The following is a 24637-nucleotide window of genomic DNA, read 5'->3' on the forward strand; positions in this document are numbered from 1 at the left end:
ATGCAAACAGACTCACACTTACTTACTAAGCAAATGTTTCATCCGGCATTGCCTGCGCGCCCTACGGATGCCCACAAAGGAACATCTGGTAGTGTTGCAATTATTGGTGGTGATCAGGGCATGTTGGGTGCAGTTTTATTGGCAGCGAGGGCTGCATTATTCTCTGGGGCAGGGCGTATTTATGCTGCAATGTTGTGCAAAACAGCGCTAACAATTGATTTTCTGCATCCGGAAATCATGATGCGAACACCCGAGAGTATTGCAAAGTTACCTCAGTTGAATGCGTTGGTCATCGGGCCTGGCTTGGGACAGTCAGACGTAGCCCTAGACTTGTTAACCTTTTGGCTTAAAAAAGAGCAGCTTTTAGTGCTGGATGCAGATGCACTAAATTTAATTGCTAAATACCCACATCTAGCTGACTTGGTGAGAGCTAGGCAAACTGACACGATTGTGACTCCTCATGTGGGTGAGGCAGCTAGGTTAATGTCTTTAAGCGTAGCAGCGATTCAAAAAAACAGAGTTGATGCTGCAATCGGATTAGCACAATCATTGCGGGTCATTTGTGTGCTTAAAGGGGCGGGTACTGTGATTGCCGAAAAAAATAAGCAGTATTGGATTAATTCAACAGGTAATCCAGGGCTTGCTGTTGGGGGTACTGGCGATGTGTTGACAGGTATTATTGCAAGTTTAATTGCGCAAGGTTTGTCACCAGTTGATGCTGCTAAGCTAGCTGTTTATGTGCACGGTGCCGCCGCAGATGTTTTGGTTGGTCAGGGAGTTGGGCCTGTCGGATTAACAGCCTCTGAGCTTTTGATTGAGGTGAGAACCCTGCTTAATCAACTCAATCAATTAATTTAATTTTTCACAATATTTTAGTTAGATATTAAAAGTATTGTATTTTAGTCTGCTCGATTAATTTACTTGCCATTTAATCCAAGTGAATAAGATGTTGCCATTTCCTTTCCCGCCAAAAATATAAGTAGATTGTAATGCTAGCTGTTTATATTCAACGGAGGCTAAAGGAGCAATTACCGGCAGTGGCATGTAGTTGAAGTCTTCACGCAATGTCAGCCCAAGCGTATATCCAGCACCTAAACGAATATTATTACTTGGGTACCACATTTTTTGGAAGGCGTATCCAGCTACTGGTTGAATCTTGCTGTGAGAATCAGCAAAGGCCATGGCGTAAATGCCATGCCAGTCACCATCCTCGTCATATCTGTATTTACCAATCCCCATGCCCCAGGGTTGTTCATTGTATCCATCAATTTTTTCTTGGCTGTAGTAATGGCGGTTGTGCCATGTATTGACTGGTAGATATAGCTCATAGCTATCAGCATCCCATGTACTAGATAATGTGTTTTTAATGTTAGACCACATACCATCTGACGGAGTCTCAGCAAATGCGTTGACAAGAGGGAAGGCTACAATTAAAACAGTAAGTGCAAGTTTTTTAATCATAGTCGATCATACTATCAATTGAGTCTGAGTCCTAATCTCTAAAAATTAAGATACAATATTGTAAGGTCGTAGCGTATTGAAATTCCGTCTGAATTGCTTTTGGATTCTCGTGATGTAGGGACATAAGCCATATACTTTTAGTTTAAAAATCTTAATAAAATTAGGGGTAGCATGCCTAGAAAATTAGTGGTTGCCAATTGGAAAATGCATGGCAACTTAGCATCAAACCGACAACTTCTAATCGACTACCTTGATCGATTAAGTGCTTTAAAAAGTGTTGATATTGTTGTATGTGTTCCATATCCATACCTTGCGCAGGCCCAAAGTATGCTGCAAGGTACTGCGATTGCATGGGGTGCACAGAACTTAAGTAAAGATGCCGTTGGTGCATTTACAGGTGAAGTTAGTGCAAATATGTTGAACGATTTCGGTGCAACACATGTCATTATTGGGCACTCTGAACGAGCCACAGCTTATTGTGAGTCTGATGAAAATATTGCGGCGAAATTTATGCAAGCTAAGGCGCATGGTCTTGTACCGATTCTCTGTGTTGGTGAAACATTGATAGAGCGCGAAGCTGGCGTGATGGAAATGGTGGTTGCAAAGCAGATTGATACTATTATTAATCTGTATGGTGCTGATGTTTTTGCAAATGCAGTAGTTTCTTATGAGCCTATTTGGGCGATTGGTACTGGTTTGGCTGCCAGTCCTGATCAGGCGCAAAGTATGCACGAATTTATACGTAATAGAATTGCAAACCATAATAAAGAGGCGGCAAGTGGCTTGAAAATCCTTTACGGGGGGAGCGTAAATCCGCAAAATGCGGTACAATTATTCTCTATGCAGGATATTGATGGTGGCTTAATTGGTAAATGTTCGTTAAGCGCGCAAGAATTTGAAGGAATTTGCCAGGCAGCATCTTAAATGTGTGTGATTGAGGTGGTAGTGCTTTTCACTTTGTATACAATGGTTTAAGTGTTGGTAATGGTTGATAAGGTAAAAAATGGAAAATATAGTATTAGTAATTCATGTGTTAGCTGCTAGCGGAGTAATTGGCTTAGTATTGTTGCAGCACGGTAAAGGTGCTGACATGGGTGCTTCATTCGGTAGTGGTGCGTCTGGCAGTTTGTTCGGCGTGTCAGGCTCATCTAATTTCATGAGTCGTGCAACCGCAGGTTTTGTGTTTGTCTTTTTTGTCACTAGTCTAACGTTGGCTTATATGGCAAGTGATAAAGCGAATGGCGGTGGTGTGGTTAAAGCGATGGTTGCTCAATCAGTTGATGGTGCTAAAGTTGCACCTGCTGCTACAACAGAAACACCTGCTACAGAGGCTGTGCCAAAATAATTATTTAGTAAGCATGCCGTCGTGGTGGAATTGGTAGACACGCTATCTTGAGGGGGTAGTGACGAAAGTCGTGAGAGTTCGAGTCTCTCCGTCGGCACCAAATTTGGTTGGTTTAGGTTGTAAATATCAGGTTTTAAGTTAGTTTGTTCTGGCTGAGATAGTACTTGTTTTTATTTGTTGCAAATTCTTTAGTGATTTAGTCTGGGGTTTGTTAGTGCTAGAAAATTATTTTCCGATATTGTTGTTTATTCTCGTGGGCTTGGCCGTTGGTGTTGGTCCGCTAATCCTATCTAAATTGGTCTCTCCAAGTAGACCTGACTCTGCAAAAAATTCTCCTTACGAGTGTGGTTTTGAAGCGTTTGAAGATGCTCGCATGAAATTTGACGTGCGTTACTACCTTGTTGCCATCCTCTTTATATTATTTGATTTGGAAATAGCTTTCTTATTCCCTTGGGCTGTTGTATTGCAGGAAATAGGTTTGTTTGGCTTTCTTGCCATGATGGTTTTTTTAGGCGTGCTTGTGATTGGCTTCATCTACGAATGGATGAAGGGCGCATTGGAATGGGATTGATTGAGTCATGAGTATTGAAGGTATTTTAGAAAAAGGGTTTGTCACCACTACGTTAGATACGGTGATTAACTATACTCGAACAGGTTCTTTATGGCCGATGACTTTTGGTCTGGCTTGTTGTGCGGTAGAGATGATGCATGCAGGTGCTTCCCGTTATGACCTTGACCGTTTCGGTATTGTTTTCCGTCCTAGCCCTCGGCAGTCCGATGTGATGATTGTAGCTGGTACTTTAGTCAATAAAATGGCACCAGCATTGCGTAAAGTGTATGACCAAATGGCTGAGCCGCGTTGGGTTATTTCTATGGGTTCATGCGCTAACGGTGGTGGTTATTACCATTACTCTTATGCGGTAGTGCGTGGATGTGATCGTATTGTTCCTGTTGATGTGTATGTTCCAGGGTGCCCACCTACAGCAGAAGCGTTGTTGTACGGCATTATTCAGTTGCAAAATAAAATTAAACGTACAAACACCATCGCCCGTTAAGTTAATGGGTCTGTTAAATTAAGAACAAAATTATGTCAGCTAAATTAGATCAGCTATTAGTCAGTTTGCAGGCAGTGCTTGGTGAAAAAGTTACCAAGCAAACTGTTGCGCTGGGTGAAGTTACTATCGAGTGCCGTGCCGAAGATTATCTCGCTGTTTGTCAGTTATTGCGTGATGATCCTGCATTAAAGTTTGAGCAGTTAATTGATTTATGTGGTGTGGATTATCAAGAATACGGCGAAGGTAGTTATGATGGCTTGCGTTATGCAGTTGTTTGCCATTTTCTTTCAGTTTCACTGAACCATCGTGTGCGCCTAAGGGTGTTTGCTAAAGATGAAGACTTCCCAGTTCTGCCTACTTTGGTTAATGTATGGTCTGTCGCTAATTGGTTTGAGCGTGAGGCTTTTGATCTATATGGCATTATGTTTGAGAATCACCCAGACTTGCGCCGTTTATTGACTGATTATGGCTTTGTCGGTCATCCATTCCGTAAAGATTTCCCTATGATAGGTAACGTCGAAATGCGTTATGACCCTGAGCAACAACGTGTAATTTATCAGCCTGTATCTATTGAGTTACGTAATAACGTGCCACGTGTGATTCGTAATGAAGGAGCGCATCGTGGCTGAGATTAGAAATTACACCATGAACTTTGGTCCACAGCACCCTGCAGCGCACGGTGTGTTGCGTTTAGTGCTGGAGTTGGATGGCGAAGTGATTCAGCGTGCCGACCCACACATTGGTTTATTACACCGTGGTACTGAAAAATTAGCTGAAAATCGTACCTACTTGCAAAGCGTACCTTACATGGATAGATTGGATTACGTGTCCATGATGTCTAATGAGCATGCTTATGTGATGGCCATTGAAAAAATGCTGGGGCTTGAAGTTCCGGTGCGTGCACAATATATTCGTGTGATGTTCGATGAAATTACCCGTGTGCTTAATCACTTGTTATGGTTGGGTGCCCATGCGCTAGACGTAGGTGCAATGACGGTATTCTTGTATGCGTTCCGTGAACGTGAAGATTTGTTTGATGTGTATGAGGCGGTTTCTGGTGCACGTATGCATGCGGCTTACTATCGTCCTGGTGGCGTTTATCGTGATTTGCCAAACGCTATGCCGCAATATCAAGTGTCATCAATGCGTAATGCTAAGACAGTAAAAGCGCAAAATGAAAATCGCCAAGGTTCACTATTGGATTTTATTGAAGACTTCACTAACCGTTTCCCAACTTATATCGATGAATATGAAACATTGTTGACGGATAATCGTATCTGGAAACAACGTACTGTTGGTATTGGTGTGGTGACTCCAGAGCGCGCTCTAGCGCTTGGTATGACTGGTCCAATGTTACGCGGCTCAGGTATTGAGTGGGATTTACGTAAGAAACAGCCTTATGAAGTCTATGCAGATTTAGATTTTGATATTCCGGTAGGCGTTAATGGCGATTGTTATGATCGTTACTTGGTGCGTATGGAAGAGTTCAGGCAGTCTAACCGCATCATTAAACAGTGTGTGAATTGGTTACGTAAAAATCCAGGGCCGGTGATTACCTCAGACAATAAAGTCGCGCCTCCAAACCGTGAGGGTATGAAAACCAACATGGAAGACCTAATTCACCATTTTAAACTATTTACTGAAGGCTTTCATGTGCCAGCCGGTGAGGCGTATGCTGCTGTTGAGCATCCGAAAGGTGAGTTTGGTATTTATATGGTGTCAGATGGTGCTAATAAGCCTTACCGCTTAAAAATTCGTGCACCAGGATTTCCACATTTGGCTGCATTAGATGAGATGACAAAGGGGCATATGATTGCTGACTTGGTCGCAATCATTGGTACTCAGGACATCGTTTTCGGGGAAATTGACCGATGAACGTAGTTTCTAACATTTATTCACCGTTGTATTTATTGTTGTGTGCATTTTCGTCATTGCAATGCGCGTCATTGCATTGTTCGGAGTAGGAACCAATTAGCATGTTAAGCCCAGAAGCAATTATTAAAATAGATTATGAGTTAACAAAATACCCTGCTGATCAACGGCAAGCAGCGGTGATGAGTGCCTTACGCATAGTGCAAACTGAGCGTGGCTGGTTATCTAAAGAAAGTATCACAGAAGTAGCCCAGTATTTAGGTATGCCTGAAATCGCAGCAATGGAAGTTGCTACTTTCTACAATATGTATGATTTGTCTCCGGTTGGAAAATACAAAGTCACTATCTGCACGAATATTTCATGCATGTTACGAGGGTCTGATGAAATCGTCAGTCATTTGCAGGGTAAGCTTGGTGTTGGTTTTAATGAAGTGACACCAGACGGTAAGTTCTGTTTAAAAGAAGGTGAGTGCATGGGGTGTTGCGGTGGCGCACCTTTGATGCACGTCAATAACACGGAAATGCATGAGTTTTTAACAACGGATAAGGTAGATGCAATTTTAGAGGGGCTTAAATAATGGTCGCTTCTAGCAAACCAGTAATCAAGACCGATTTGGCAGGGCAAACGCTAGTTACTTTACGTACGCTGACGGAAGACAACCCGGCATCACTAGATACCTACTTGAAGTTGGGTGGTTATGCAGCATTAAAACGTATCGTGACTGAGAAAGTTAAGCCTACTGATATTATTACTGAAATCAAAACATCTGGCTTACGTGGTCGTGGTGGCGCAGGTTTTCCTACAGGGCTTAAATGGAGTTTCATGCCTCGCTATTTTGATGGTGTGAAATATCTTGTGTGTAATACTGATGAGGGCGAACCAGGTACCTTTAAAGACAGGGATATCATTCGCTACAATCCACATCAGTTGATTGAAGGGATGGCGATTGCAGCTTATACCTTAGGAGCTCGCGTAGGATATAACTATATTCATGGCGAGATATGGCAAGACTACGAAATATTTGAAGCCGCGTTACATGAAGCAAAAGCTGCAGGTTACCTAGGTGAGAATCTGTTTGGTACTAGCTTCAGCTTCGATCTATATGCTGTGCATGGTTATGGTGCTTATATTTGTGGTGAAGAAACTGCACTAATCGAGTCAATCGAAGGTAAAAAAGGTCAGCCACGTTTTAAACCACCATTTCCAGCTAGTTATGGTGTGTTTGGCAAGCCTACTAATGTAAATAACACAGAAAGTTATACAAGTATTCCGTGGATTATGCAAAATGGCGGCCAAGCCTTTGCTGATTTAGGCGTTGCAAATTCTGGTGGTACAAAGTTATTCTCAGTATCAGGTCATGTTGAAAAGCCAGGTAACTATGAAGTTAAAATGGGAATGCCATTTACTGAGTTATTAGCGTTAACTGGTGGTGTTTGGAAGGGACGTCAGTTGAAAGCTGTTATCCCTGGAGGACCATCAACTGCGGTAATGCCAGCGTCAGCTATTCTCAGTGCAACGATGGATTACGATGGCTTAAGCAAGGCAAGGTCTAGTCTCGGTGCTGGATCTATGATCGTAATGGATGACACAACCTGTATGGTGAAGACATTGCATCGGTTGTCATACTTCTTTTATGAAGAGAGCTGTGGCCAATGTACGCCGTGCCGTGAAGGTACTGGTTGGGTTTATCGTGTGATTGATCGTATTGTTAAAGGGCAGGGCAAGATGGAAGATTTAGACCTGTTGACTGACATCAGTAACAATATTGCAGGTCGCACAATATGTGCACTAGGTGAGGCTGCAGCAACGCCAGTGTTAAGTTTCATTAAGCATTTCAGGCCAGAGTTTGAGTATTATATTCAGCATGGCAAGAGCATGGTTGACGGTAAGTAAACTGTAAAGACGGTAAAAATACATAATGTTGAATATTGAAATAGATGGTAAATCGATAGAAGTCGAACACGGCAGCACCATTATTGATGCGGCTGATAAAGTCGGTATTGCGATTCCACGTTTTTGCTACCACCCTAAACTGTCAGTAGCAGCAAACTGCCGCATGTGCTTGGTGCAGGTGGAGAAATTTAACAAGCCATTGCCAGCCTGTGCAACACCAGTTGCCGATGGTATGAAGATTTTTACTCGATCAAAATCTGCGATTGAAGCGCAGCAAAGTGTGATGGAGTTTTTACTGATTAATCACCCATTAGATTGTCCAATTTGCGATCAAGGTGGCGAGTGTGATTTGCAGGATGTCGCCGTTGCTTATGGTGTAAGTGGCTCTCGTTATACTGAAGAAAAACGTGTAGTTTTTAATAAAAATATCGGTCCGTTGGTGAGTACCGATATGACGCGCTGTATTCAGTGCACACGCTGCGTTCGCTTCTTGAAAGAAGTGGGTGGTATGCAAGAGTTAGGCATGATTGGACGCGGAGAACATGCCGAAATTACTGCTTATGTAGATAAGAGCGTTAATTCAGAACTATCTGGCAATATTATTGATTTATGCCCAGTTGGTGCGTTAACAAGTAAGCCGTTTAGATATTCTGCCCGTAGCTGGGAGTTGACACGCAGACCAAGCATTGCTGCGCACGATAGCTTAGGTTCGCATATTGAAGTCCACGTAAAAGACAATAAAGTGATGCGTGTCTTACCTCGTGAAAAAGAAAGTATCAACGAGTGCTGGTTATCAGATCGTGACCGTTTCTCATATGAAGGTCTTAACAGCCCTGATCGATTAAAAGTACCAATGATTAAGCATAATGGTGCTTGGGTAGAAACAGACTGGAAGACCGCGCTTGAGTTTGCTGCTGGCCAGTTAAAAGATATCACTAATGAATATGGTGGTGAAGCTTTGGGTGTGTTGGTATCACCTAACAGCACGATGGAAGAGGGTTATCTAGCTAAAAAGCTTGCGAATGGCTTAGCTAGTGGCAATATTGATTATCGTTTGCGCCAAACTGATTTCAGATTAGATGGTAAACGCTTAGGCACGCCATGGATGGGCTGCAATATTCATGAGATTGAAGAGCTTGATCGTATTATTGTGATTGGCTCTAACTTACGTAACGAGCACCCGTTACTAGCGCAGCGTTTCCGCAGGGCTGTGGCTAATGGTGCTGAGTTGTCTGTAGTGAGTCCTTTGGATAACGACCCTCTAATGCCTATCGCGCACAAGGTGATTGTGCGTCCAAATGATATGGTGAATGTGTTAGGTCAAATACTTAAAGCAATGTCAGGTTTACAACGCCTATCATTATGTTTGCCTCCAACGCTAACTGCGCTCTTGGATGACATTAAAGTCCGACCAAATACCCAAGCAATTGCAGAGAGTTTGGCCGGGCATGGTAAAGACTACGATTTAATCGCACCTAAAGTCGGTATATTCTTAGGTAATATGGCCTTAAGTGACCCGCGCTTTACTGAAATGTATAGCTTGGCTGAGGCGATTGGTGGTATTACAGGCGCTAAGGGCGGTATTTTGCCAGCAGCCGCAAACAGTACTGGTATGCATATGATGGGTGTGATGCCATCAAGTACAGGTATGCACGCTCGTGCAATGCTTGAAGTACCACGCAAGGCTTATTTGTTATTGAATATTGAACCAGAGCTTGATTGCCAACATGCTGCTTTAGCAAAAGCTGCGATGGAAAAAGCTGAGTGTGTGGTTGCGCTGACCGCTTATAAGTCACAGGCATTAGACCATGCTGATATCTTATTGCCTATCACGCCATTCACAGAGACATCAGGTACTTTCATGAGTATGGAAGGTCGTGTTCAGAGCTTTGCGGCAGCAGTAAGACCTCTAGGGGAATCTCGTCCAGCTTGGAAAGTATTGCGCGTATTAGCGAACACATTGGGGTTGGATGGGTTTGATTTTGAATCTAGCGAGCAAGTCAAAGATGCAATTTTTGCAGGTGAAAAGCCTTCTGCAGTCGTTTGGCGCAGTTTGAATAACAACTTGAGAGAACTCGTAGAGATTCAGGTAAATATTAAACATGATGGCTTGCAACGTATCGGTGAAGTGCCGCAATACGAATCTGACCCAATTGTTAGACGCTCACCACCATTACAAAAAACCAAATATAACACTAAGCCTATGGCACGTATGTGTAGCCGTCAATTAGCGTCGTTAGACTTGGTTGAAGGTGATCATGTACTAGTGAAACAGGATAAAGGTAGTGCGATATTGGCTGTACGTTTAGATGAGCATGTGGCAATGGGCTGTGTGCGTGTGACAGCAGCGCACGAAGCAACAACTGGCCTTGGTGATTTAATGGGAGACATCACGGTTGAAAAGCTATCTCCACAGCAGTTACAAGACATTAATACAAACATTACGGAAGCGCGTGCCTAATGGAATGGTTATCAAATCTATTTGGTAGTTACTGGCCAGCAGTTGAAATCACAGGCTGGACTTTGATTAAAATTGTTGCAATAGTGCTACCGTTGATGGGTGCTGTGGCCTACCTTACTTTAGCTGAGCGAAAAGTAATCGGTTACATGCAAGTGCGTATTGGGCCTAATCGGGTTGGTTATTTTGGGTTGTTACAGCCGCTAGCGGATGGTATTAAATTACTATTCAAAGAGGTGATTCTACCTACAGCCTCTAATAAAGCACTATTTTTACTAGGGCCTGTTTTGGCAATTGCTCCAGCGTTTGCAGCTTGGGCTGTTGTACCATTTGATTTGAATATGGTGCTTGCTGACGTGGATGCTGGCTTACTTTATATTCTTGCAATGACCTCTGTGGCTGTATATGGCGTGATTATCGCGGGTTGGGCTTCTAACTCTAAATACGCATTTTTAGGTAGTTTGCGTTCAGCTGCACAAATTGTTTCATATGAAATCGCCATGGGCTTCGCACTCGTTGGTGTGTTGATGTGTGCAAATAGCTTAAATCTAGGCAAGATTGTGCTAGGGCAAGAGGGTGGCTTCTGGCATTGGTACTTCATCCCATTGTTCCCTTTGTTTATTGTTTACTTTATTAGTGCAGTTGCTGAAACAAACCGTGCGCCATTTGACGTGGCTGAGGGCGAGTCTGAAATTGTTGCGGGTTTCCACGTTGAATATTCAGGGATGGCATTTGCGGTGTTCTTCTTAGCTGAATACGCTAATATGATTTTAGTATCGATGTTGGCTGCACTCATGTTCTTAGGCGGTTGGTTATCTCCTGTGCCGTTCATTCCAGATAGCTTCCTATGGTTACTTGCCAAAGTTGGCTTCCTTTTATTCTTATTTTTGTGGTTTAGGGCAACATTCCCTCGCTATCGCTATGACCAGATCATGCGTTTAGGCTGGAAAGTGTTTATTCCAATTACTATTGTGTGGATTGTGTTTGTAGGTGGCATGATGCAGACTCCATGGGCTCATTTGTTTCACTAAAGTTTTTTCACTAGGTTTTTTTCACTAAGATTAGTGATTAGGTTTTGAATAAATTATGATTAAATCGATTAAACAAACATTAGGTAGCTTAATGTTATGGGAGTTGCTTAAAGGGATGGCATTGACAGGCCGTTACTTTTTTGCGCCTAAAATCACGGTTCAATACCCTGAAGAAAGTACGCCTCAATCTAACCGATTTCGCGGTTTACATGCACTACGCCGTTATCCAAATGGCGAAGAGCGTTGTATTGCTTGTAAGCTCTGTGAGGCTGTATGTCCTGCTATGGCGATTACGATTGAATCTGAGCAGCGTGAAGATAATACTCGCCGCACCACGCGTTACGATATAGACCTGACTAAATGTATTTTCTGTGGCCTGTGTGAAGAGTCCTGCCCTGTCGATTCAATTGTAGAGACACGTGTGTTTGATTATCACGGTGAGCAGCGCGGAGATTTGTTATACACAAAAGAAATGCTGTTAGCTGTGGGTGATAAGCATGAAAAACAAATTGCAGCAGACAGGGCGCAAGACAAAGTTTTTAGATAGATAACAAATGAATTACTAGATTTCAAATACAGTAATAGATTTACAGTGAAGCCTCATACATCGTTTAAGCACTTTTAATAGATAACCATTTAACAATATGACATTTTTTGGCTTGCATTTTCAAGACCTCGTTTTTTATACACTCGCAATTATCTTGCTGATTGCAGGATTACGTGTCATCACCACGCGCAATCCTGTTTATGCGGCACTTTATCTTGTGCTGGCATTTTTTACAGCGGCAGGGATATGGTTGCTACTAGAGGCAGAGTTTTTAGCAATTGCCTTGGTATTAGTTTACGTTGGTGCGGTGATGGTGCTGTTCTTATTTGTGGTGATGATGCTTGATATCAACTTAGATAAGTTACGTGAAGGCTTTTGGAAAGCACTACCAGTGGCTTTACCTGTCGGTGGATTAATGGCAGTAGAAATGGTCATGATCGTAGGTGCACGTAACTTTGGAGCTGATGTTGTTGCGGCTCCTCCGGCACGTCCAGCTGATTACAGTAATACTGCTGAATTGGGCCGCGTGCTATATACGGATTACTTGTTACCATTTGAGCTAGCTTCGGTGGTGTTGCTAGTCGCTATCGTAGCGGCGATTGCATTGACATTGCGTGATCGTAAAGACAGTAAATCGATGGATCCTGCTAAACAAGTGCTGGTTAAAAAAGCTGATCGACTAAGAATTGTAAAAATGGATGCTGTTGTGGAAAAAAATGATGTGGTAGATACATCAGCGCAAGCTGATGATAAAGGGGCTAAATAATGGTCGGATTATCTCATTACCTCATTTTAGGGGCCTTGTTGTTTGCCATCAGTGTGATTGGTATTTTTCTAAACAGAAAAAACGTCATTATTTTATTGATGGCCATCGAATTAATGCTATTGGCAGTTAACCTTAACTTTATTGCCTTCTCTCATTATCTTAACGATATTGCAGGGCAGGTTTTCGTGTTTTTTATTTTAACGGTAGCAGCTGCAGAGTCAGCTATCGGCTTAGCGATATTGGTCGTGTTGTTTAGAAATTTACGCACCATCAATGTTGACGATTTAGACAGTTTGAAAGGCTAAGTGTTTAGCATGACTATGCAACAAATCTATCTTGCAATCCCTTTGCTTCCTTTATTGGCTGCTATTGTTATCGGTCTGTTTGGCAAGCATCTGCCTAGAGCTGCAGCACATGTGTTAACCATTGCTGGTGTGGCAATTTCTTTTGCCTTGTCAATGTACGTGCTAAAAGATGCCATGGTAAGTCAGCCTTATAATGAGACTGTGTACTCTTGGTTAAAAAGTGGAAATTTCTCATTTGAAATTGGCTTTCTAATCGACAGACTCAGTGCCATGATGATGGTCGTGGTCACCTTTGTTTCATTGATGGTACATATTTATACCATCGGCTATATGCATGAAGATAAAGGCTACGCACGTTTCTTTAGTTATATCTCTTTATTCACTTTCTCAATGTTGATGTTAGTGATGAGTAATAACTTCATGCAGCTGTTTTTTGGCTGGGAAGCGGTAGGTTTGGTTTCTTATCTGCTGATTGGTTTCTGGTACACACGCCCAACAGCTATTTACGCAAACTTAAAAGCATTTTTAGTGAACCGTGTAGGTGACTTTGGTTTCCTTCTAGGGATTGGTTTGGTCTTGTATCATTTTGGTAGCCTTGATTACGCGGCCGTGTTTTCAGTTGCACCTGGAATGGCAGATACCAAAATTAACCTAATTGGCAATGCTTCTTGGTCACTGATGACTGTGACATGTATTTTGTTATTTATAGGAGCGATGGGTAAATCTGCACAAGTACCATTGCATGTATGGTTACCAGACTCAATGGAAGGCCCAACGCCTATTTCCGCTTTAATTCATGCGGCAACGATGGTAACGGCAGGTATTTTCATGGTGGCACGTATGTCACCGTTATTTGAGCTATCATCAACAGCATTATCGTTTGTGATAATTATTGGTAGTATCACAGCGCTGTTTATGGGCTTTTTGGGGATTATCCAGAACGACATTAAGCGTGTAGTGGCTTATTCTACATTGTCGCAATTAGGTTATATGACCGTGGCTTTAGGTGCTTCTGCGTATTCAGTTGCGATCTTCCATTTAATGACACATGCGTTCTTTAAAGCGCTGTTATTTTTGGGTGCTGGTGCAGTGATTATGGGGATGCATCATGATCAAGATATTCGTAACATGGGCAACCTTAAAAAATACATGCCAGTGACATGGATTACTTCATTAATTGGCTCACTTGCGTTGATTGGTACGCCGTTACTTTCAGGCTTCTATTCTAAAGACAGTATTATTGAAGCGGCTAAATTCTCTACTGTAACAGGTAGTGGGTTTGCCTACTTCGCAGTGTTAACTGGCGTCTTTGTGACAGCGTTTTATAGCTTCCGTATGTATTTCTTGGTGTTCCACGGTAAAGAGAAATGGCGTGAAGTGAAACATGACGCGCATCATGAGGAAGACCATCACGATGAAGATCATCATCATGGTTTAAGTCCAACCGATGATCCGCACGAGCCAGGATGGGTTGTGAAGTTGCCATTGATTCTATTAGCAATTCCATCATTGGCGATTGGCTATTTTGCAATCGAACCAATGCTATTTGGTGATTTCTTTAAAGGCATCATCTATGTAGATGCTCACGCTCACCCAGCCATGCATGAACTTACACATCATTGGCACACGATATTCCACTCTTCGTTGGGCATGGCGATACATGGTTTAATGACATTGCCATTTGCATTAGCTGCATCAGGGGTTGTTTTAGCGTGGTTCTTCTATATGAAGCGTCCTGATATCCCAGCAGCCATTCAAGCTAGATTTAGCTTGATCAATAAAGTGTTAGAAAACAAATATGGTTTTGATAGCTTTAATGATCGGTTCTTTGCAGCTGGTTCACGCTTTTTAGGTAATAAACTATGGCAAATTGGCGACGTTAAAATCATTGATGGTGCTATGGTGAATGGCACCGCTAATCTTATTGGTAAGTTGTCTGGTGTTATTCGCAAACTACAAACGGGTTTGATTTACCACTACGCGTTTGCGATGATTATTGGCGTGTTTTTAATGCTATCTCTTGGTCTTTTAAAGATTTAATTCTTTTCTAAAGTATAAAAAATGCTTGATTACTTTTTGCAACATATCCTTAGTTTCTCCATCTGGCTACCAATATTGGCAGGCGGTTTGGTACTGTTTACTGCGAATGACAATAAACCTAACTTAACTCGCTGGGCTGCATTGTTTGGTAGTGTGGTCAGCTTTTTAGTGACTATTCCACTTTATACACACTTTAACTTTGCTGATGGTGGATTTCAGTTCCAAGAGAACTTCCTTTGGATTATGTCTTTTAACATTCATTACCATTTAGGTGCTGATGGTATTGCGATTCCATTGATTTTACTGACTAGCTTCACGACTGTGATTGTTGTGATTTCAGCATGGGAAGTGATTGAAAAGCGCGTTGCTCAATACATGGCCTCTTTCTTGATTATGAGTGGCCTGATGATTGGCGTATTCAGTGCATTAGATGCAATTCTGTACTACGTGTTTTGGGAGGCGATGCTAATTCCAATGTTCTTGGTGATTGGTATTTGGGGTGGTCCTAACCGTGTTTATGCGACTGTTAAGTTCTTCCTATATACGCTACTGGGCTCATTGCTTATGTTGGTAGCGTTTATCTACATGTTTCATCAAACAGGTAGCTTTGCGATTACTGATTACTACCAATTGCCAATGTCTTTAGATGTGCAAGTGCTCATTTTCTTGGCATTCTTTGCGGCATTTGCAGTAAAAATTCCAATGTGGCCTGTACATACCTGGTTGCCAGATGCCCACGTTGAGGCGCCAACAGGTGGTTCTGTAGTGTTGGCTGCGATTGCACTGAAATTAGGTGGTTATAGCTTCTTACGTTTTGCAATGCCTATTGCACCAGATGCTGCACACCATCTATCAGGTTTCATGATTGCATTATCACTAATTGCCATTGTATATATTGCATTAGTTGCATTAGTGCAAAAAGATATGAAAAAGCTTATTGCTTACTCTTCAATTTCACATATGGGCTTTGTGACATTAGGGTTCTTTATCTTTAATAACTTGGGCTTAGAAGGCGCAGTTGTACAAATGGTTTCACATGGCTTCATTTCTGCCGCCATGTTCTTGTGCGTAGGTGTGCTGTATGACCGTGTACATAGTCGTCAAATAGAAGCTTATGGTGGTGTGGCAAATACGATGCCAGTGTTTGCTGCTTTCGCAGTATTGTTTGCAATGGCAAACAGTGGTTTACCTGGCACTTCTGGTTTTGTGGGTGAGTTCATGGTGATCTTAGGGGCTATTCAAGTTAACTTCTGGTATGCGTTCCTTGCATCATTTACATTAATATTTGGCGCTGCTTATACCTTATGGATGGTAAAGCGCGTATTTTACGGTGAAGTCGCCAATGCTAATGTTGCAGCACTTAAAGACTTAAATAAACGTGAGTTTTTAATATTGGCGATATTGGCCATATTAGTATTAGCGTTAGGTGTTTACCCACAACCGCTTACTGATATGACCAATGCAACGGTTACTCAACTTCTTTCACATCTAGCAAATAGCAAGCTGCCAGTAGGCTTATAAGTCATGGAAAATATACGTTACGACCTCATTACCGCCTTACCTGAAATCATCCTTTTAGGGATGGCAATGCTTGTATTAATTGCGGATCTGTTTTTAAAACAGTCTAATCGGATTGCAATTTATGGCTTGTCACAACTAGGTTTGCTTTTAGCCGCTTATTTTACGGTGACAACACACGTGCCAAGTGTAGGTTATGCTTTTACGGGCACATTTGTTGATGATACTTTGGCTGATGTGTTGAAGCTGATGATTTATGTAGGGACGTCATTAATCTTTGTCTACACTAGACAATATATTCAACTACGTAATATGTTCCGTGGTGAGTTTTATGCACTAGTTTTATTCTCAGTAGTCGGCATGATGATTATGGTGTCAGGCCAAAGTATGTTGACGCTGTATATTGGTTTGGAGTTGCTGTCTCTCAGCCTCTACGCTTTAGTTGCATTAGATCGCGATAATCATCGTGCGACAGAAGCAGCGATGAAATATTTTGTGTTAGGTGCTTTAGCATCGGGCATGTTGCTATACGGTATGAGCATGATCTATGGTATGACAGGTAGCTTAAATATCTCTGATATTAATCATGCGTTAATGAGTGGTGCCAGAATACATTCAGTCTTGGTATTGGGTTTGGTGTTTATCGTAGCTGGTCTAGCGTTTAAATTAGGTGCTGTGCCATTTCAAATGTGGGTGCCTGATGTCTATGAAGGCTCGCCAACGGCCATGACAATGCTGATTAGCTCTGTGCCTAAACTAGCCGCGTTTGCTTTTGTGATCCGTCTTCTGGCTCAGGCCTTACCAACATTGGCAGTTGATTGGCAGCAAATGCTGTTAATTATGGCGGTGCTGTCGATTGTGCTTGGTAACGTGACTGCAATTGCACAAACGAATCTTAAACGGATGTTGGCATACTCAACTATCTCTCATGTTGGCTTTGTGTTGCTAGGTTTGATGAGTGCTAGTGGTAATGGCTATGTTTCAGCGTTGTTTTATATTGCTAGCTATGTGGTGATGACACTTGCAGGCTTCGGCATTATTCTTTTGTTATCACGCAAAGGCTTTGAAGCAGAAAACTTAAGTGATTTAAAAGGCCTCAACCAACGTAGCCCTTGGATTGCTTTTTTAATGCTAATCGTGATGTTTAGTATGGCTGGCGTTCCACCAACCTTAGGTTTCTACGCTAAATTCGCAGTGTTGCAAGCTGCATTACAAGCAGGCTTCTTGTGGGTGGTTGTATTTGCAGTATTGATGGCAGTGATTGGCGCGTTTTATTATCTGCGCGTCATCAAGTTGATGTACTTTGATGAGCCACAAGATAATAGTCCGATTGTTGCTCCATTTGACATGCGTGTTATTTTAAGCATGAACGCTTTGGCTTTGCTTGCAATAGGTATTATGCCGCAAGGTCTAATGAGTGTATGTTTTTATGCAATTAGCAGAAGTCTAAGCTAATGACAAATTGGGTGTTACTCGGCATTATGTTTTTAGCTGCAAATCTACCTTGGTTTTCAGATAAACTCTTTTATATGGTTCCGCTAAAGACTACCAACAAAACCAAGAATTTAGGTTGGTGCTTGTTAGAGTTAGTGATTCTTTATTTTCTAGTTGGTGCTTTGGCTGTATACGCAGAGCATGCAACTTTTGGACAAGTGTCGCCGCAAGGCTGGGAGTTTTATGCGGTTACAAGTTTCCTATTCTTAGTATTTGCTTTCCCAGGGTTCGTTTATAAAGTGCTCTGGAGAAAAGCAATCTGATACTCAAATCAATTGGTGGACTAGATATTAAATTTAGTCTGCCAACATTGGCTATTTGTCCTCCGTTGAATTTTTGGTCTTTTTCAATTATCTTCTATCATAGATAACGTTCCCGGCCTTTTCTTGAGGTATATTCTCACTACTTTTCGATATCTGTAACCAAAAGGATTTTTGATGGATTTGACAGAGCATTGCATTAGCACCGAAGATTTAGCTATAGGTGATTTTCTCTGTGTTAAACGAGATCAAGTTCGCTTGCCCAATGGGAATGTAAGTCAGCGTGAATATGTCACGCATCCAGGCGCAGTGGTAATCGTTCCATTGTTAAGTAATGGCAATATCGTACTGGAGCGTCAGTTCAGGTATCCTTTACATCAAGTATTTATCGAGCTACCAGCTGGGAAGATTGATGCTAATGAAAGCACATTGCAAACTGGACAAAGAGAGTTACTGGAAGAAACGGGTTATCAAGCCAAAGATTGGGTAAAACTAGGCGAGCAACACCCATGTATTGGATACTCTAATGAAGTGATTCATATTTACTTGGCAAGAGATTTGACGGCAGGGCTTTGTCATCGAGATGATGATGAATCTTTAGAGGTATTTCAACTCGCGCTAACAGATGCCATCACGTTAATACAGCAGGGTGAAATCACCGATAGTAAAACCATCGTCGCATTGTTTTTAACTGAAAAATATATCAAACAAAATGGATAGCATGCCCAAATTGAAAGTATTAATTGTTGGATATGGTGATCTTGGCAGCGATATTGCGGGTAAGCTAACACGTTTGGGTGTGCATGTTTTTGGTGTTGCTAGGGGCCCAAGAGCAACTGCTGAGGTTGATATGATTCGGGCTGATGTTACCGCGCCTGAATCACTTGTTAGGCTGCGAGCAATTCAGCCCGACATAATTGTGTATTGTGTTGCAGCTAGTGGGCAAACTGATGCTGAATATAAGCTAGCCTATGTTGATGGATTAAGTAATGTCTTAATGACTCAGGCAGGTAATCACCAATTAAAACATGTGTTTTTTGTCTCAAGCACACGTGTTTATGGACAGCAAACCGACGATATTCTAGATGAAACAATCACGCCGATAGCCAGTGATTTTGGTGGTGAACGTTTGTTGGAGGCTGAATCTTTACTACAACAGTTGACATGTGGTACTACCATATTGCGATTATCTGGTATTTATGGACCAGGTCGTTTACGTATGATTCAATTAGCAAAAGCAACTGAGCGTTGGCCTCAACACAATAACTGGAGCAATCGAATACATCGGGGCGATGCGGCTTCGTTTGTCGTATTTTTAATTCAAAAATTATTAGCAGGCAAAACCATTAGTGCTTGTTATATCGTAACAGATGCTAAGCCAGTGAGTCAGTATGAGGTGCTTATTTGGATTGCATCGGAATTAGCATTGGGGCACCCTGAGCAACTGCCGGTAGTTGGTGGCAAGCGGTTAAGTAATCAATTAATGATGTCATCTGGCTTTCAGTTGCAATATCCTGATTATCAAGCTGGCTATCATGCCTTATTGCAGGAACTCTCCGTTGACTAGGTACTTGTATTTACATTCAGTATTTATTCTGTTTGCGATGTTGTTCCCCAATACGCTTTTGGCCAAAGAAGACTTCTCAGTATGGCTACAGAATGTAAAGTATGAGGCTAAGTCGCTAGGTATCTCTGATGACACTACCGCTGATTTTACTAGCCACACAATTTTTTTGCCTAATGTTATTAAGCAAGATCGTGCGCAACCAGAGTTCATCACTCCATTCCTAGATTACTTTTCAAAACGTGTTGACGACAAAAAAGTAGCTTATGGGCGCGCGCTTATGCTTAAGCATCATGAGTTGCTTACTCAGATAGAATCGAAATACGGTGTCCCTAAGCAGGTACTAATTGCGTTTTGGGGAATGGAAACTCAGTACGGCAATGTTAAAGGAAATATCGATGTGTTGTCCGCTTTAGCTACATTGGCATATGAGGGACGTCGATCTGATTTTTTTCGAGCACAACTGCTAGATGCGATACTCATGATTGAGCTTGGGTATGTTGATATTGAGCGTTTTAAAGGATCATGGGCAGGTGCTTTTGGAAATATGCAGTTTATGCCAACTACATTTATGCTTTATGCTGTAGATGGCGATGCTGATGGTGTTATTGATGTTGTTAACTCTCTACCTGATGCATTTGCTTCTGCTGCACATTACCTTGCTAGTATAGGGTGGAAGCAGAATGAGCCTGTCATGGTGGAAGTTAAATTGCCAAATGATTTTGATTGGCAAAGCGCACAGATGGCTGTAAGGAAGGCACCTGAAGAGTGGTCTAAGTTGGGTGTGCAAGTTTGCGTGATTGAAACAGATACTACTGATAATCTTACGTCTATGAATGTTGATACTCCCTTAGGTGGTGATAATCAAAAAACAAAGCGGCAAGTGTGTGACCAAGAACAAACAGAGACAACCCTAAACATCAAATCATCTGGAGCCTTTCCAAACGTATCAGGAATGGCCTCTATTCTCTTGCCACAAGGTTGGCAGGGTCCAGCCTTTATGGTGTTTGATAATTTTGACATTATCATGCAGTGGAATAGGTCAGTTAACTATGCATTATCAGTCGCACAGTTGGCCAAACTATTAAATCGAGAACCTAGTATCTTGGGCGGTGGCTTTGCAGAGAGTGGAGCGCTTACTTATCAACAAATGTTGGAGTTACAAAATAGACTTAATGATCTTGGTTTTGATGCTGGCGTTGCCGATGGTTTACCTGGTTTGCAAACGCAGGCCGCTGTACGTTCATATCAATTGGAGCAACAATTACCTGCTGATGGTTACGCAAGTCCTAGTTTCTATCAAAGATTGCTACTGCACTGATTAAAGTTCAGATAACTCGATTTCACCAATCTTATTTATAGTCTTTTGCATTTGAGTCATTATTTATGTTTGCGCCTGATGTCACAATCGGCTAAAATCATGCCCTGTCTAGATTTGCTGAAAACGTGAAGGCACTTTTTATATTTTTAGGCATTAGCTAATATAAATACAGGCGGTTAGCTCAGTTGGTTAGAGCGCTTGGTCGACATCCAAGAGGTCAGCAGTTCGAATCTGCTACTGCCTACCAAATTTAAAACCACTTCAAATTTGAAGTGGTTTTTTGTTATGTATCACGGAGTGACATCAATTTTTATTGATTATTCGATTAGATAATCGAATAATTGCCGTCTTTTATCTTGCTGTGAGATAATTCTTATCTTTGTGCCTTATGTCATTTAAAGCCGCTTGCGGCTTTTATGTTTTAGAAAGAAATTGTATGCCAGTCATTCGTCTGCCCGATGGGTCGCAACGTAGTTTTGATCAGCCAGTAACAGTGGCCGAAGTCGCCATGAATATCGGTGCTGGCTTAGCCAAAGCAGCGCTAGCTGGTAAAGTGAATGATAAACTAGTGGATACAAGTTATTTAATTGAGACTGATAGTGACTTAGCGATTATCACTGACAAAAACCCTGAAGGGTTGGAGGTGATTCGTCACTCAGCTGCCCATTTGTTGGCGTATGCAGTGAAAGAGTTATTCCCTGATGCACAAGTGACCATTGGTCCTGTGATTGACAATGGCTTCTATTATGATTTTTCATATAAACGCCCATTTACGCCAGAAGATTTAATCGCCATTGAGAAAAAAATGGCGGAGCTTGCGAAAAAAGACGAGCCGGTTACGAGAAAAGTATTACCACGCGATGAAGCTGTGGCTTACTTCAAAAGCATAGGCGAGCAATATAAAGCTGAAATTATCGAGTCTATTCCTGCCGGTGAAGATGTCTCTCTTTACACGGAGGGTAGCTTTACTGACTTATGCCGTGGTCCACACGTGCCAAGTACAGGTAAGCTTAAATCATTCAAGCTGATGAAGTTAGCTGGTGCATACTGGCGCGGTGATAGCAATAATGAGATGTTGCAGCGTGTGTATGGTACTGCTTGGCGTAATAAAGAAGAGCTAGAGGCTTATTTGTTCCAGCTTGAAGAGGCTGAGAAACGCGACCACCGCAAATTGGGTAAACAGTTGGATTACTTCCATATGCAAGACAATGCCCCGGGTATGGTGTTTTGGCATCCTCGTGGCTGGAGCATGTGGCAAGAGATTGAGCAATACATGCGTCAAATGTTTAAAGACTTTGGCTATCAAGAAGTCCGCACGCCAACCGTGATGGATAAGACGCTTTGGGAGCAGTCTGGTCACTGGCAAAATTACCGTGACAATATGTTCGTGACTTCATCTGAAAATCGTGAGTACGCGGTGAAGCCGATGAACTGTCCTGGCCATGTACAGATTTTTAATAACCAGTTGCATAGTTACCGCGACTTACCTTTACGATTGGCTGAATTTGGCTCTTGTCATCGTAATGAGCCATCAGGTTCATTGCATGGCTTAATGCGTGTGCGTGGTTTTACGCAAGATGACGCACATATCTTTTGTACTGAAGATCAGGTTGAAGCAGAGGTGGCTGACTTTATCCAGATGCTTTATAAGGCTTACGGTGATTTCGGCTTTCATGATGTATTGGTTAAGCTGTCTACACGCCCAGAAAAACGTGTAGGCGCTGATGAAACTTGGGATAAGGCTGAAGCTGCATTGGCCAATGCTTTAAATAAAAACAAGCAAGTTTTTGATTTGCAACCCGGAGAAGGTGCATTTTACGGCCCTAAAATTGAATTTACATTAAAAGACAGCTTAGGCCGCCTCTGGCAGTGCGGTACCATCCAGCTCGACTTTAACTTACCAGAGCGCTTAGGTGCCGAGTATGTGGCCGAAGATAACACACGCCAGCGACCAGTCATGTTGCATCGTGCGATTGTAGGTTCAATGGAGCGCTTTCTCGGCATCCTGATTGAGAACTATGCAGGTGCAATGCCATTATGGTTAGCGCCAGTACAGGTGATGGTGCTGAATATTTCAGAAAGTCAGGCGGATTATGTACGCCAAGTAGTTGAAACTTTGAAACAAAATGGCATTCGATGCGAATTTGACTTGAGAAATGAGAAGATTACCTATAAAATACGCGAACATAGCATGCAGAAGATGCCTTATCTGCTCGTTGCAGGTGAGCGCGAAATGCAAGCAGGACATTTAGCCGTGCGTACCAGAAAAGGTGAAGACCTAGGTTCTATGCCGATTGACGCGTTAATTGAGCGCCTAAAGGCAGAGATTGAAGCTAAGGTTTAAACCCACAGGTGCACGGCTTAACTATTTGGAGAATTTGATATAGCACAGGAAAAAGAAACCCGAATCAATGGCGACATTACAGCGTCACAGGTTCGTTTGGTGGGTGTTGAGGGTGAACCCTTAGGTATTGTGAGTTTAGCGGAAGCTTTTGCAAAAGCGGAAGAAGCTGACATTGATCTTGTAGAGATAGCGCCGAACGCGGCGCCGCCTGTTTGTAGATTGATGGACTACGGCAAGTTTAAATATGCCGAGAGTAAAAGACAGCACGAAGTTAAGCTTAAGCAAAAACAAGTGGTTGTGAAAGAAATCAAGTTCCGTCCAGGGACAGATGATGGTGATTACAACATTAAAGTGCGCAATATCATTCGATTCATTCAAGAAGGTGATAAGGCAAAAATTACTTTGCGCTTTAGAGGCCGTGAAATCACGCACCAAGAGTTTGGTATGGCTTTATTGAAACGTGTTGAAGCAGATTTGAAAGAATACGCAATCGTTGAACAATACCCGAAAATGGAAGGTCGCCAAATGGTGATGGTATTGGGTCCGATTAAGAAAGTTAAGTAGTTGCTTAGGTTGATTCCAGAGTAATTGCACTAAAGAAGTAGTAAGTAGTAACCCTGAGTGATACGGCTAAACGGCATGCCTAAGCACTCTTAACCACTCTAAGGAGAACAAAATGCCAAAGATGAAAACCAAGAGCGGCGCCAAAAAGCGCTTTAAATTCTTGGGTAATGGTAAAGTGAAGCGTACACACTCTCACTTGCGCCATATCCTAACGAAAAAGACCACCAAGCAAAAGCGTAAATTACGCGGCACGGCGATCATTTCTTCAACTGATGTCAAGCGCGTCCGCGCTATGATGCCAACACAATAGGAGTAGAACATGCCTAGAGTAAAACGTGGTGTCATCGCTCGCGCTAGACACAAAAAAGTATTAAAAGCAGCTAAAGGCTACCGTGGTCGTCGTAAAAACGTTTACCGCGTAGCTAAACAGGCGGTAATGAAAGCGGGTCAATACGCTTACCGTGATCGTCGTCAAAAGAAACGCCAATTCCGTACATTGTGGATCGCACGTATTAACGCGGGTTCACGTGAGTTCGGTTTGACATACAGCCGCTTCATGAATGGCTTGAAAAAAGCTGCGATTGAAGTGGATCGTAAAGTTTTGGCTGACTTGGCTGTGTTCGATAAAGCTGCATTTGCAAAATTCGTTGAATTAGCAAAAGCAGGTTTAGCGGCTTAACCGATAGGTTAGTACTTTTCAAACTTAATTTAAGTTTGATTAAAAAAAGAGGCTTCGGCCTCTTTTTTTTGTTGTAAAATCCTACCTTGCATTTTTTACATGCAAATCAACGTATTACA

The 24637-nt window shown here is 42.2% G+C and carries 26 protein-coding genes and 2 tRNA genes; 27 read left to right on the plus strand and 1 reads right to left on the minus strand.

Annotated elements, in window-relative coordinates; all coding sequences use genetic code 11:
• The gene (locus tag A391_RS0105235) at nucleotides 1-858 is read left to right on the plus strand and encodes an NAD(P)H-hydrate dehydratase (RefSeq protein ID WP_019897862.1); all 858 of its coding nucleotides are present in this window, start codon (nucleotides 1-3) and stop codon (nucleotides 856-858) included.
• Nucleotides 859-912: 54 nt separating this feature from the next.
• Here the strand turns inward: A391_RS0105235 and pagP are convergent, their stop codons facing one another.
• Complete coding sequence (pagP, locus tag A391_RS0105240; protein ID WP_019897863.1) at nucleotides 913-1461, minus strand: lipid IV(A) palmitoyltransferase PagP; 549 nt, start codon at nucleotides 1459-1461, stop codon at nucleotides 913-915.
• Between the two features lie 171 nt (nucleotides 1462-1632).
• Between pagP and tpiA the strand changes: the two genes are divergently transcribed.
• The 26 genes from tpiA (at nucleotide 1633) to rplT (ending at nucleotide 24518) form a co-directional block, all read left to right on the plus strand.
• Nucleotides 1633-2385 (plus strand): triose-phosphate isomerase, encoded by a 753-nt coding sequence (gene tpiA / locus A391_RS0105245; RefSeq protein ID WP_019897865.1) that lies wholly within the window; start codon nucleotides 1633-1635, stop codon nucleotides 2383-2385.
• A 79-nt stretch (nucleotides 2386-2464) separates the two neighbouring features.
• Nucleotides 2465-2806 (plus strand): preprotein translocase subunit SecG, encoded by a 342-nt coding sequence (gene secG, locus A391_RS0105250; RefSeq protein ID WP_019897866.1) that lies wholly within the window; start codon nucleotides 2465-2467, stop codon nucleotides 2804-2806.
• 15 nt (nucleotides 2807-2821) lie between these two features.
• A tRNA-Leu gene (locus A391_RS0105255) sits at nucleotides 2822-2906 on the plus strand.
• Nucleotides 2907-3020: 114 nt separating this feature from the next.
• On the plus strand, nucleotides 3021-3377 hold the full coding sequence (locus A391_RS0105260) for an NADH-quinone oxidoreductase subunit A (RefSeq protein WP_029144011.1): 357 nt from the start codon (nucleotides 3021-3023) through the stop codon (nucleotides 3375-3377).
• A gap of 7 nt (nucleotides 3378-3384) precedes the next feature.
• A complete protein-coding gene (locus A391_RS0105265) occupies nucleotides 3385-3861 on the plus strand; it encodes a NuoB/complex I 20 kDa subunit family protein (RefSeq protein ID WP_019897868.1) in 477 nt (158 codons plus the stop codon).
• A gap of 32 nt (nucleotides 3862-3893) precedes the next feature.
• Nucleotides 3894-4490: an NADH-quinone oxidoreductase subunit C gene (locus A391_RS0105270; protein ID WP_019897869.1), complete on the plus strand. Its 597-nt coding sequence runs from the start codon at nucleotides 3894-3896 to the stop codon at nucleotides 4488-4490.
• On the plus strand, nucleotides 4483-5736 hold the full coding sequence (locus A391_RS0105275; RefSeq protein ID WP_019897870.1) for an NADH-quinone oxidoreductase subunit D: 1254 nt from the start codon (nucleotides 4483-4485) through the stop codon (nucleotides 5734-5736). Before A391_RS0105270 ends, A391_RS0105275 begins: the two co-directional genes overlap by 8 nt.
• Nucleotides 5737-5837: 101 nt before the next feature.
• Entirely contained in the window at nucleotides 5838-6311 is a 474-nt protein-coding gene (gene nuoE, locus A391_RS0105280) for an NADH-quinone oxidoreductase subunit NuoE (protein ID WP_019897872.1), read from the plus strand.
• Nucleotides 6311-7627 (plus strand): NADH-quinone oxidoreductase subunit NuoF, encoded by a 1317-nt coding sequence (gene nuoF / locus A391_RS0105285; RefSeq protein WP_019897874.1) that lies wholly within the window; start codon nucleotides 6311-6313, stop codon nucleotides 7625-7627. The genes nuoE and nuoF overlap by 1 nt, the downstream gene beginning before the upstream one ends.
• 25 nt (nucleotides 7628-7652) lie before the next feature.
• A complete protein-coding gene (nuoG, locus tag A391_RS0105290) occupies nucleotides 7653-10088 on the plus strand; it encodes an NADH-quinone oxidoreductase subunit NuoG (RefSeq protein ID WP_019897876.1) in 2436 nt (811 codons plus the stop codon).
• The gene (gene nuoH / locus A391_RS0105295) at nucleotides 10088-11116 is read left to right on the plus strand and encodes an NADH-quinone oxidoreductase subunit NuoH (protein WP_019897878.1); all 1029 of its coding nucleotides are present in this window, start codon (nucleotides 10088-10090) and stop codon (nucleotides 11114-11116) included. Before nuoG ends, nuoH begins: the two co-directional genes overlap by 1 nt.
• 55 nt (nucleotides 11117-11171) lie before the next feature.
• Nucleotides 11172-11663 (plus strand): NADH-quinone oxidoreductase subunit NuoI, encoded by a 492-nt coding sequence (gene nuoI, locus A391_RS0105300; RefSeq protein ID WP_019897880.1) that lies wholly within the window; start codon nucleotides 11172-11174, stop codon nucleotides 11661-11663.
• A gap of 97 nt (nucleotides 11664-11760) precedes the next feature.
• A complete protein-coding gene (locus tag A391_RS0105305; protein ID WP_019897881.1) occupies nucleotides 11761-12429 on the plus strand; it encodes an NADH-quinone oxidoreductase subunit J in 669 nt (222 codons plus the stop codon).
• Complete coding sequence (nuoK, locus tag A391_RS0105310) at nucleotides 12429-12734, plus strand: NADH-quinone oxidoreductase subunit NuoK (RefSeq protein ID WP_019897883.1); 306 nt, start codon at nucleotides 12429-12431, stop codon at nucleotides 12732-12734. Before A391_RS0105305 ends, nuoK begins: the two co-directional genes overlap by 1 nt.
• Nucleotides 12735-12743: 9 nt before the next feature.
• Nucleotides 12744-14774, plus strand: a complete 2031-nt coding sequence (gene nuoL, locus A391_RS0105315; RefSeq protein WP_019897885.1) for an NADH-quinone oxidoreductase subunit L — start codon at nucleotides 12744-12746, stop codon at nucleotides 14772-14774.
• Between the two features lie 21 nt (nucleotides 14775-14795).
• On the plus strand, nucleotides 14796-16295 hold the full coding sequence (locus A391_RS0105320) for an NADH-quinone oxidoreductase subunit M (RefSeq protein WP_019897887.1): 1500 nt from the start codon (nucleotides 14796-14798) through the stop codon (nucleotides 16293-16295).
• Nucleotides 16296-16298: 3 nt separating this feature from the next.
• Complete coding sequence (gene nuoN / locus A391_RS0105325; protein WP_019897888.1) at nucleotides 16299-17747, plus strand: NADH-quinone oxidoreductase subunit NuoN; 1449 nt, start codon at nucleotides 16299-16301, stop codon at nucleotides 17745-17747.
• Nucleotides 17747-18049 (plus strand): DUF2818 family protein, encoded by a 303-nt coding sequence (locus A391_RS0105330; RefSeq protein WP_019897889.1) that lies wholly within the window; start codon nucleotides 17747-17749, stop codon nucleotides 18047-18049. The genes nuoN and A391_RS0105330 overlap by 1 nt, the downstream gene beginning before the upstream one ends.
• A 174-nt stretch (nucleotides 18050-18223) precedes the next feature.
• Nucleotides 18224-18766, plus strand: a complete 543-nt coding sequence (locus A391_RS0105335; RefSeq protein WP_019897890.1) for an NUDIX domain-containing protein — start codon at nucleotides 18224-18226, stop codon at nucleotides 18764-18766.
• Nucleotide 18767: 1 nt separating this feature from the next.
• The gene (locus A391_RS0105340; protein ID WP_036316672.1) at nucleotides 18768-19613 is read left to right on the plus strand and encodes an NAD-dependent epimerase/dehydratase family protein; all 846 of its coding nucleotides are present in this window, start codon (nucleotides 18768-18770) and stop codon (nucleotides 19611-19613) included.
• 37 nt (nucleotides 19614-19650) lie between these two features.
• Entirely contained in the window at nucleotides 19651-20931 is a 1281-nt protein-coding gene (locus A391_RS0105345; RefSeq protein ID WP_019897892.1) for a lytic murein transglycosylase, read from the plus strand.
• Between the two features lie 170 nt (nucleotides 20932-21101).
• Nucleotides 21102-21178: transfer RNA gene (locus tag A391_RS0105350), tRNA-Val, on the plus strand.
• A 189-nt stretch (nucleotides 21179-21367) separates the two neighbouring features.
• A complete protein-coding gene (gene thrS / locus A391_RS0105355; RefSeq protein ID WP_019897894.1) occupies nucleotides 21368-23275 on the plus strand; it encodes a threonine--tRNA ligase in 1908 nt (635 codons plus the stop codon).
• Between the two features lie 39 nt (nucleotides 23276-23314).
• A complete protein-coding gene (gene infC / locus A391_RS0105360) occupies nucleotides 23315-23839 on the plus strand; it encodes a translation initiation factor IF-3 (protein WP_081621919.1) in 525 nt (174 codons plus the stop codon).
• A 112-nt stretch (nucleotides 23840-23951) separates the two neighbouring features.
• Complete coding sequence (gene rpmI / locus A391_RS0105365; RefSeq protein WP_019897898.1) at nucleotides 23952-24149, plus strand: 50S ribosomal protein L35; 198 nt, start codon at nucleotides 23952-23954, stop codon at nucleotides 24147-24149.
• A 9-nt stretch (nucleotides 24150-24158) separates the two neighbouring features.
• Complete coding sequence (gene rplT, locus A391_RS0105370; protein WP_015832524.1) at nucleotides 24159-24518, plus strand: 50S ribosomal protein L20; 360 nt, start codon at nucleotides 24159-24161, stop codon at nucleotides 24516-24518.
• Nucleotides 24519-24637: the final 119 nt, after the last annotated feature.

The organism is Methylotenera mobilis 13, assembly GCF_000384255.1.
GTDB classification, from domain to species: Bacteria; Pseudomonadota; Gammaproteobacteria; order Burkholderiales; family Methylophilaceae; genus Methylotenera; species Methylotenera mobilis_B.

What these genes read in the sequence shown, in the direction of transcription:
- nuoN (WP_019897888.1), top strand. Translation starts at nt 16,299, where the DNA reads ATGGAAAATATACGTTACGACCTCATTACCGCCTTACCTGAAATCATC.
- A391_RS0105235 (WP_019897862.1), top strand. Translation starts at nt 1, where the DNA reads ATGCAAACAGACTCACACTTACTTACTAAGCAAATGTTTCATCCGGCA.
- nuoK (WP_019897883.1), top strand. Translation starts at nt 12,429, where the DNA reads ATGGTCGGATTATCTCATTACCTCATTTTAGGGGCCTTGTTGTTTGCC.
- A391_RS0105320 (WP_019897887.1), top strand. Translation starts at nt 14,796, where the DNA reads ATGCTTGATTACTTTTTGCAACATATCCTTAGTTTCTCCATCTGGCTA.
- A391_RS0105340 (WP_036316672.1), top strand. Translation starts at nt 18,768, where the DNA reads ATGCCCAAATTGAAAGTATTAATTGTTGGATATGGTGATCTTGGCAGC.
- nuoG (WP_019897876.1), top strand. Translation starts at nt 7,653, where the DNA reads ATGTTGAATATTGAAATAGATGGTAAATCGATAGAAGTCGAACACGGC.
- A391_RS0105265 (WP_019897868.1), top strand. Translation starts at nt 3,385, where the DNA reads ATGAGTATTGAAGGTATTTTAGAAAAAGGGTTTGTCACCACTACGTTA.
- A391_RS0105270 (WP_019897869.1), top strand. Translation starts at nt 3,894, where the DNA reads ATGTCAGCTAAATTAGATCAGCTATTAGTCAGTTTGCAGGCAGTGCTT.
- rpmI (WP_019897898.1), top strand. Translation starts at nt 23,952, where the DNA reads ATGCCAAAGATGAAAACCAAGAGCGGCGCCAAAAAGCGCTTTAAATTC.
- tpiA (WP_019897865.1), top strand. Translation starts at nt 1,633, where the DNA reads ATGCCTAGAAAATTAGTGGTTGCCAATTGGAAAATGCATGGCAACTTA.
- nuoF (WP_019897874.1), top strand. Translation starts at nt 6,311, where the DNA reads ATGGTCGCTTCTAGCAAACCAGTAATCAAGACCGATTTGGCAGGGCAA.
- rplT (WP_015832524.1), top strand. Translation starts at nt 24,159, where the DNA reads ATGCCTAGAGTAAAACGTGGTGTCATCGCTCGCGCTAGACACAAAAAA.
- pagP (WP_019897863.1), bottom strand. Translation starts at nt 1,461, where the DNA reads ATGATTAAAAAACTTGCACTTACTGTTTTAATTGTAGCCTTCCCTCTT.
- nuoL (WP_019897885.1), top strand. Translation starts at nt 12,744, where the DNA reads ATGACTATGCAACAAATCTATCTTGCAATCCCTTTGCTTCCTTTATTG.
- thrS (WP_019897894.1), top strand. Translation starts at nt 21,368, where the DNA reads ATGCCAGTCATTCGTCTGCCCGATGGGTCGCAACGTAGTTTTGATCAG.
- A391_RS0105330 (WP_019897889.1), top strand. Translation starts at nt 17,747, where the DNA reads ATGACAAATTGGGTGTTACTCGGCATTATGTTTTTAGCTGCAAATCTA.
- A391_RS0105345 (WP_019897892.1), top strand. Translation starts at nt 19,651, where the DNA reads ATGTTGTTCCCCAATACGCTTTTGGCCAAAGAAGACTTCTCAGTATGG.
- nuoE (WP_019897872.1), top strand. Translation starts at nt 5,838, where the DNA reads ATGTTAAGCCCAGAAGCAATTATTAAAATAGATTATGAGTTAACAAAA.
- secG (WP_019897866.1), top strand. Translation starts at nt 2,465, where the DNA reads ATGGAAAATATAGTATTAGTAATTCATGTGTTAGCTGCTAGCGGAGTA.
- nuoI (WP_019897880.1), top strand. Translation starts at nt 11,172, where the DNA reads ATGATTAAATCGATTAAACAAACATTAGGTAGCTTAATGTTATGGGAG.
- nuoH (WP_019897878.1), top strand. Translation starts at nt 10,088, where the DNA reads ATGGAATGGTTATCAAATCTATTTGGTAGTTACTGGCCAGCAGTTGAA.
- A391_RS0105305 (WP_019897881.1), top strand. Translation starts at nt 11,761, where the DNA reads ATGACATTTTTTGGCTTGCATTTTCAAGACCTCGTTTTTTATACACTC.
- A391_RS0105335 (WP_019897890.1), top strand. Translation starts at nt 18,224, where the DNA reads ATGGATTTGACAGAGCATTGCATTAGCACCGAAGATTTAGCTATAGGT.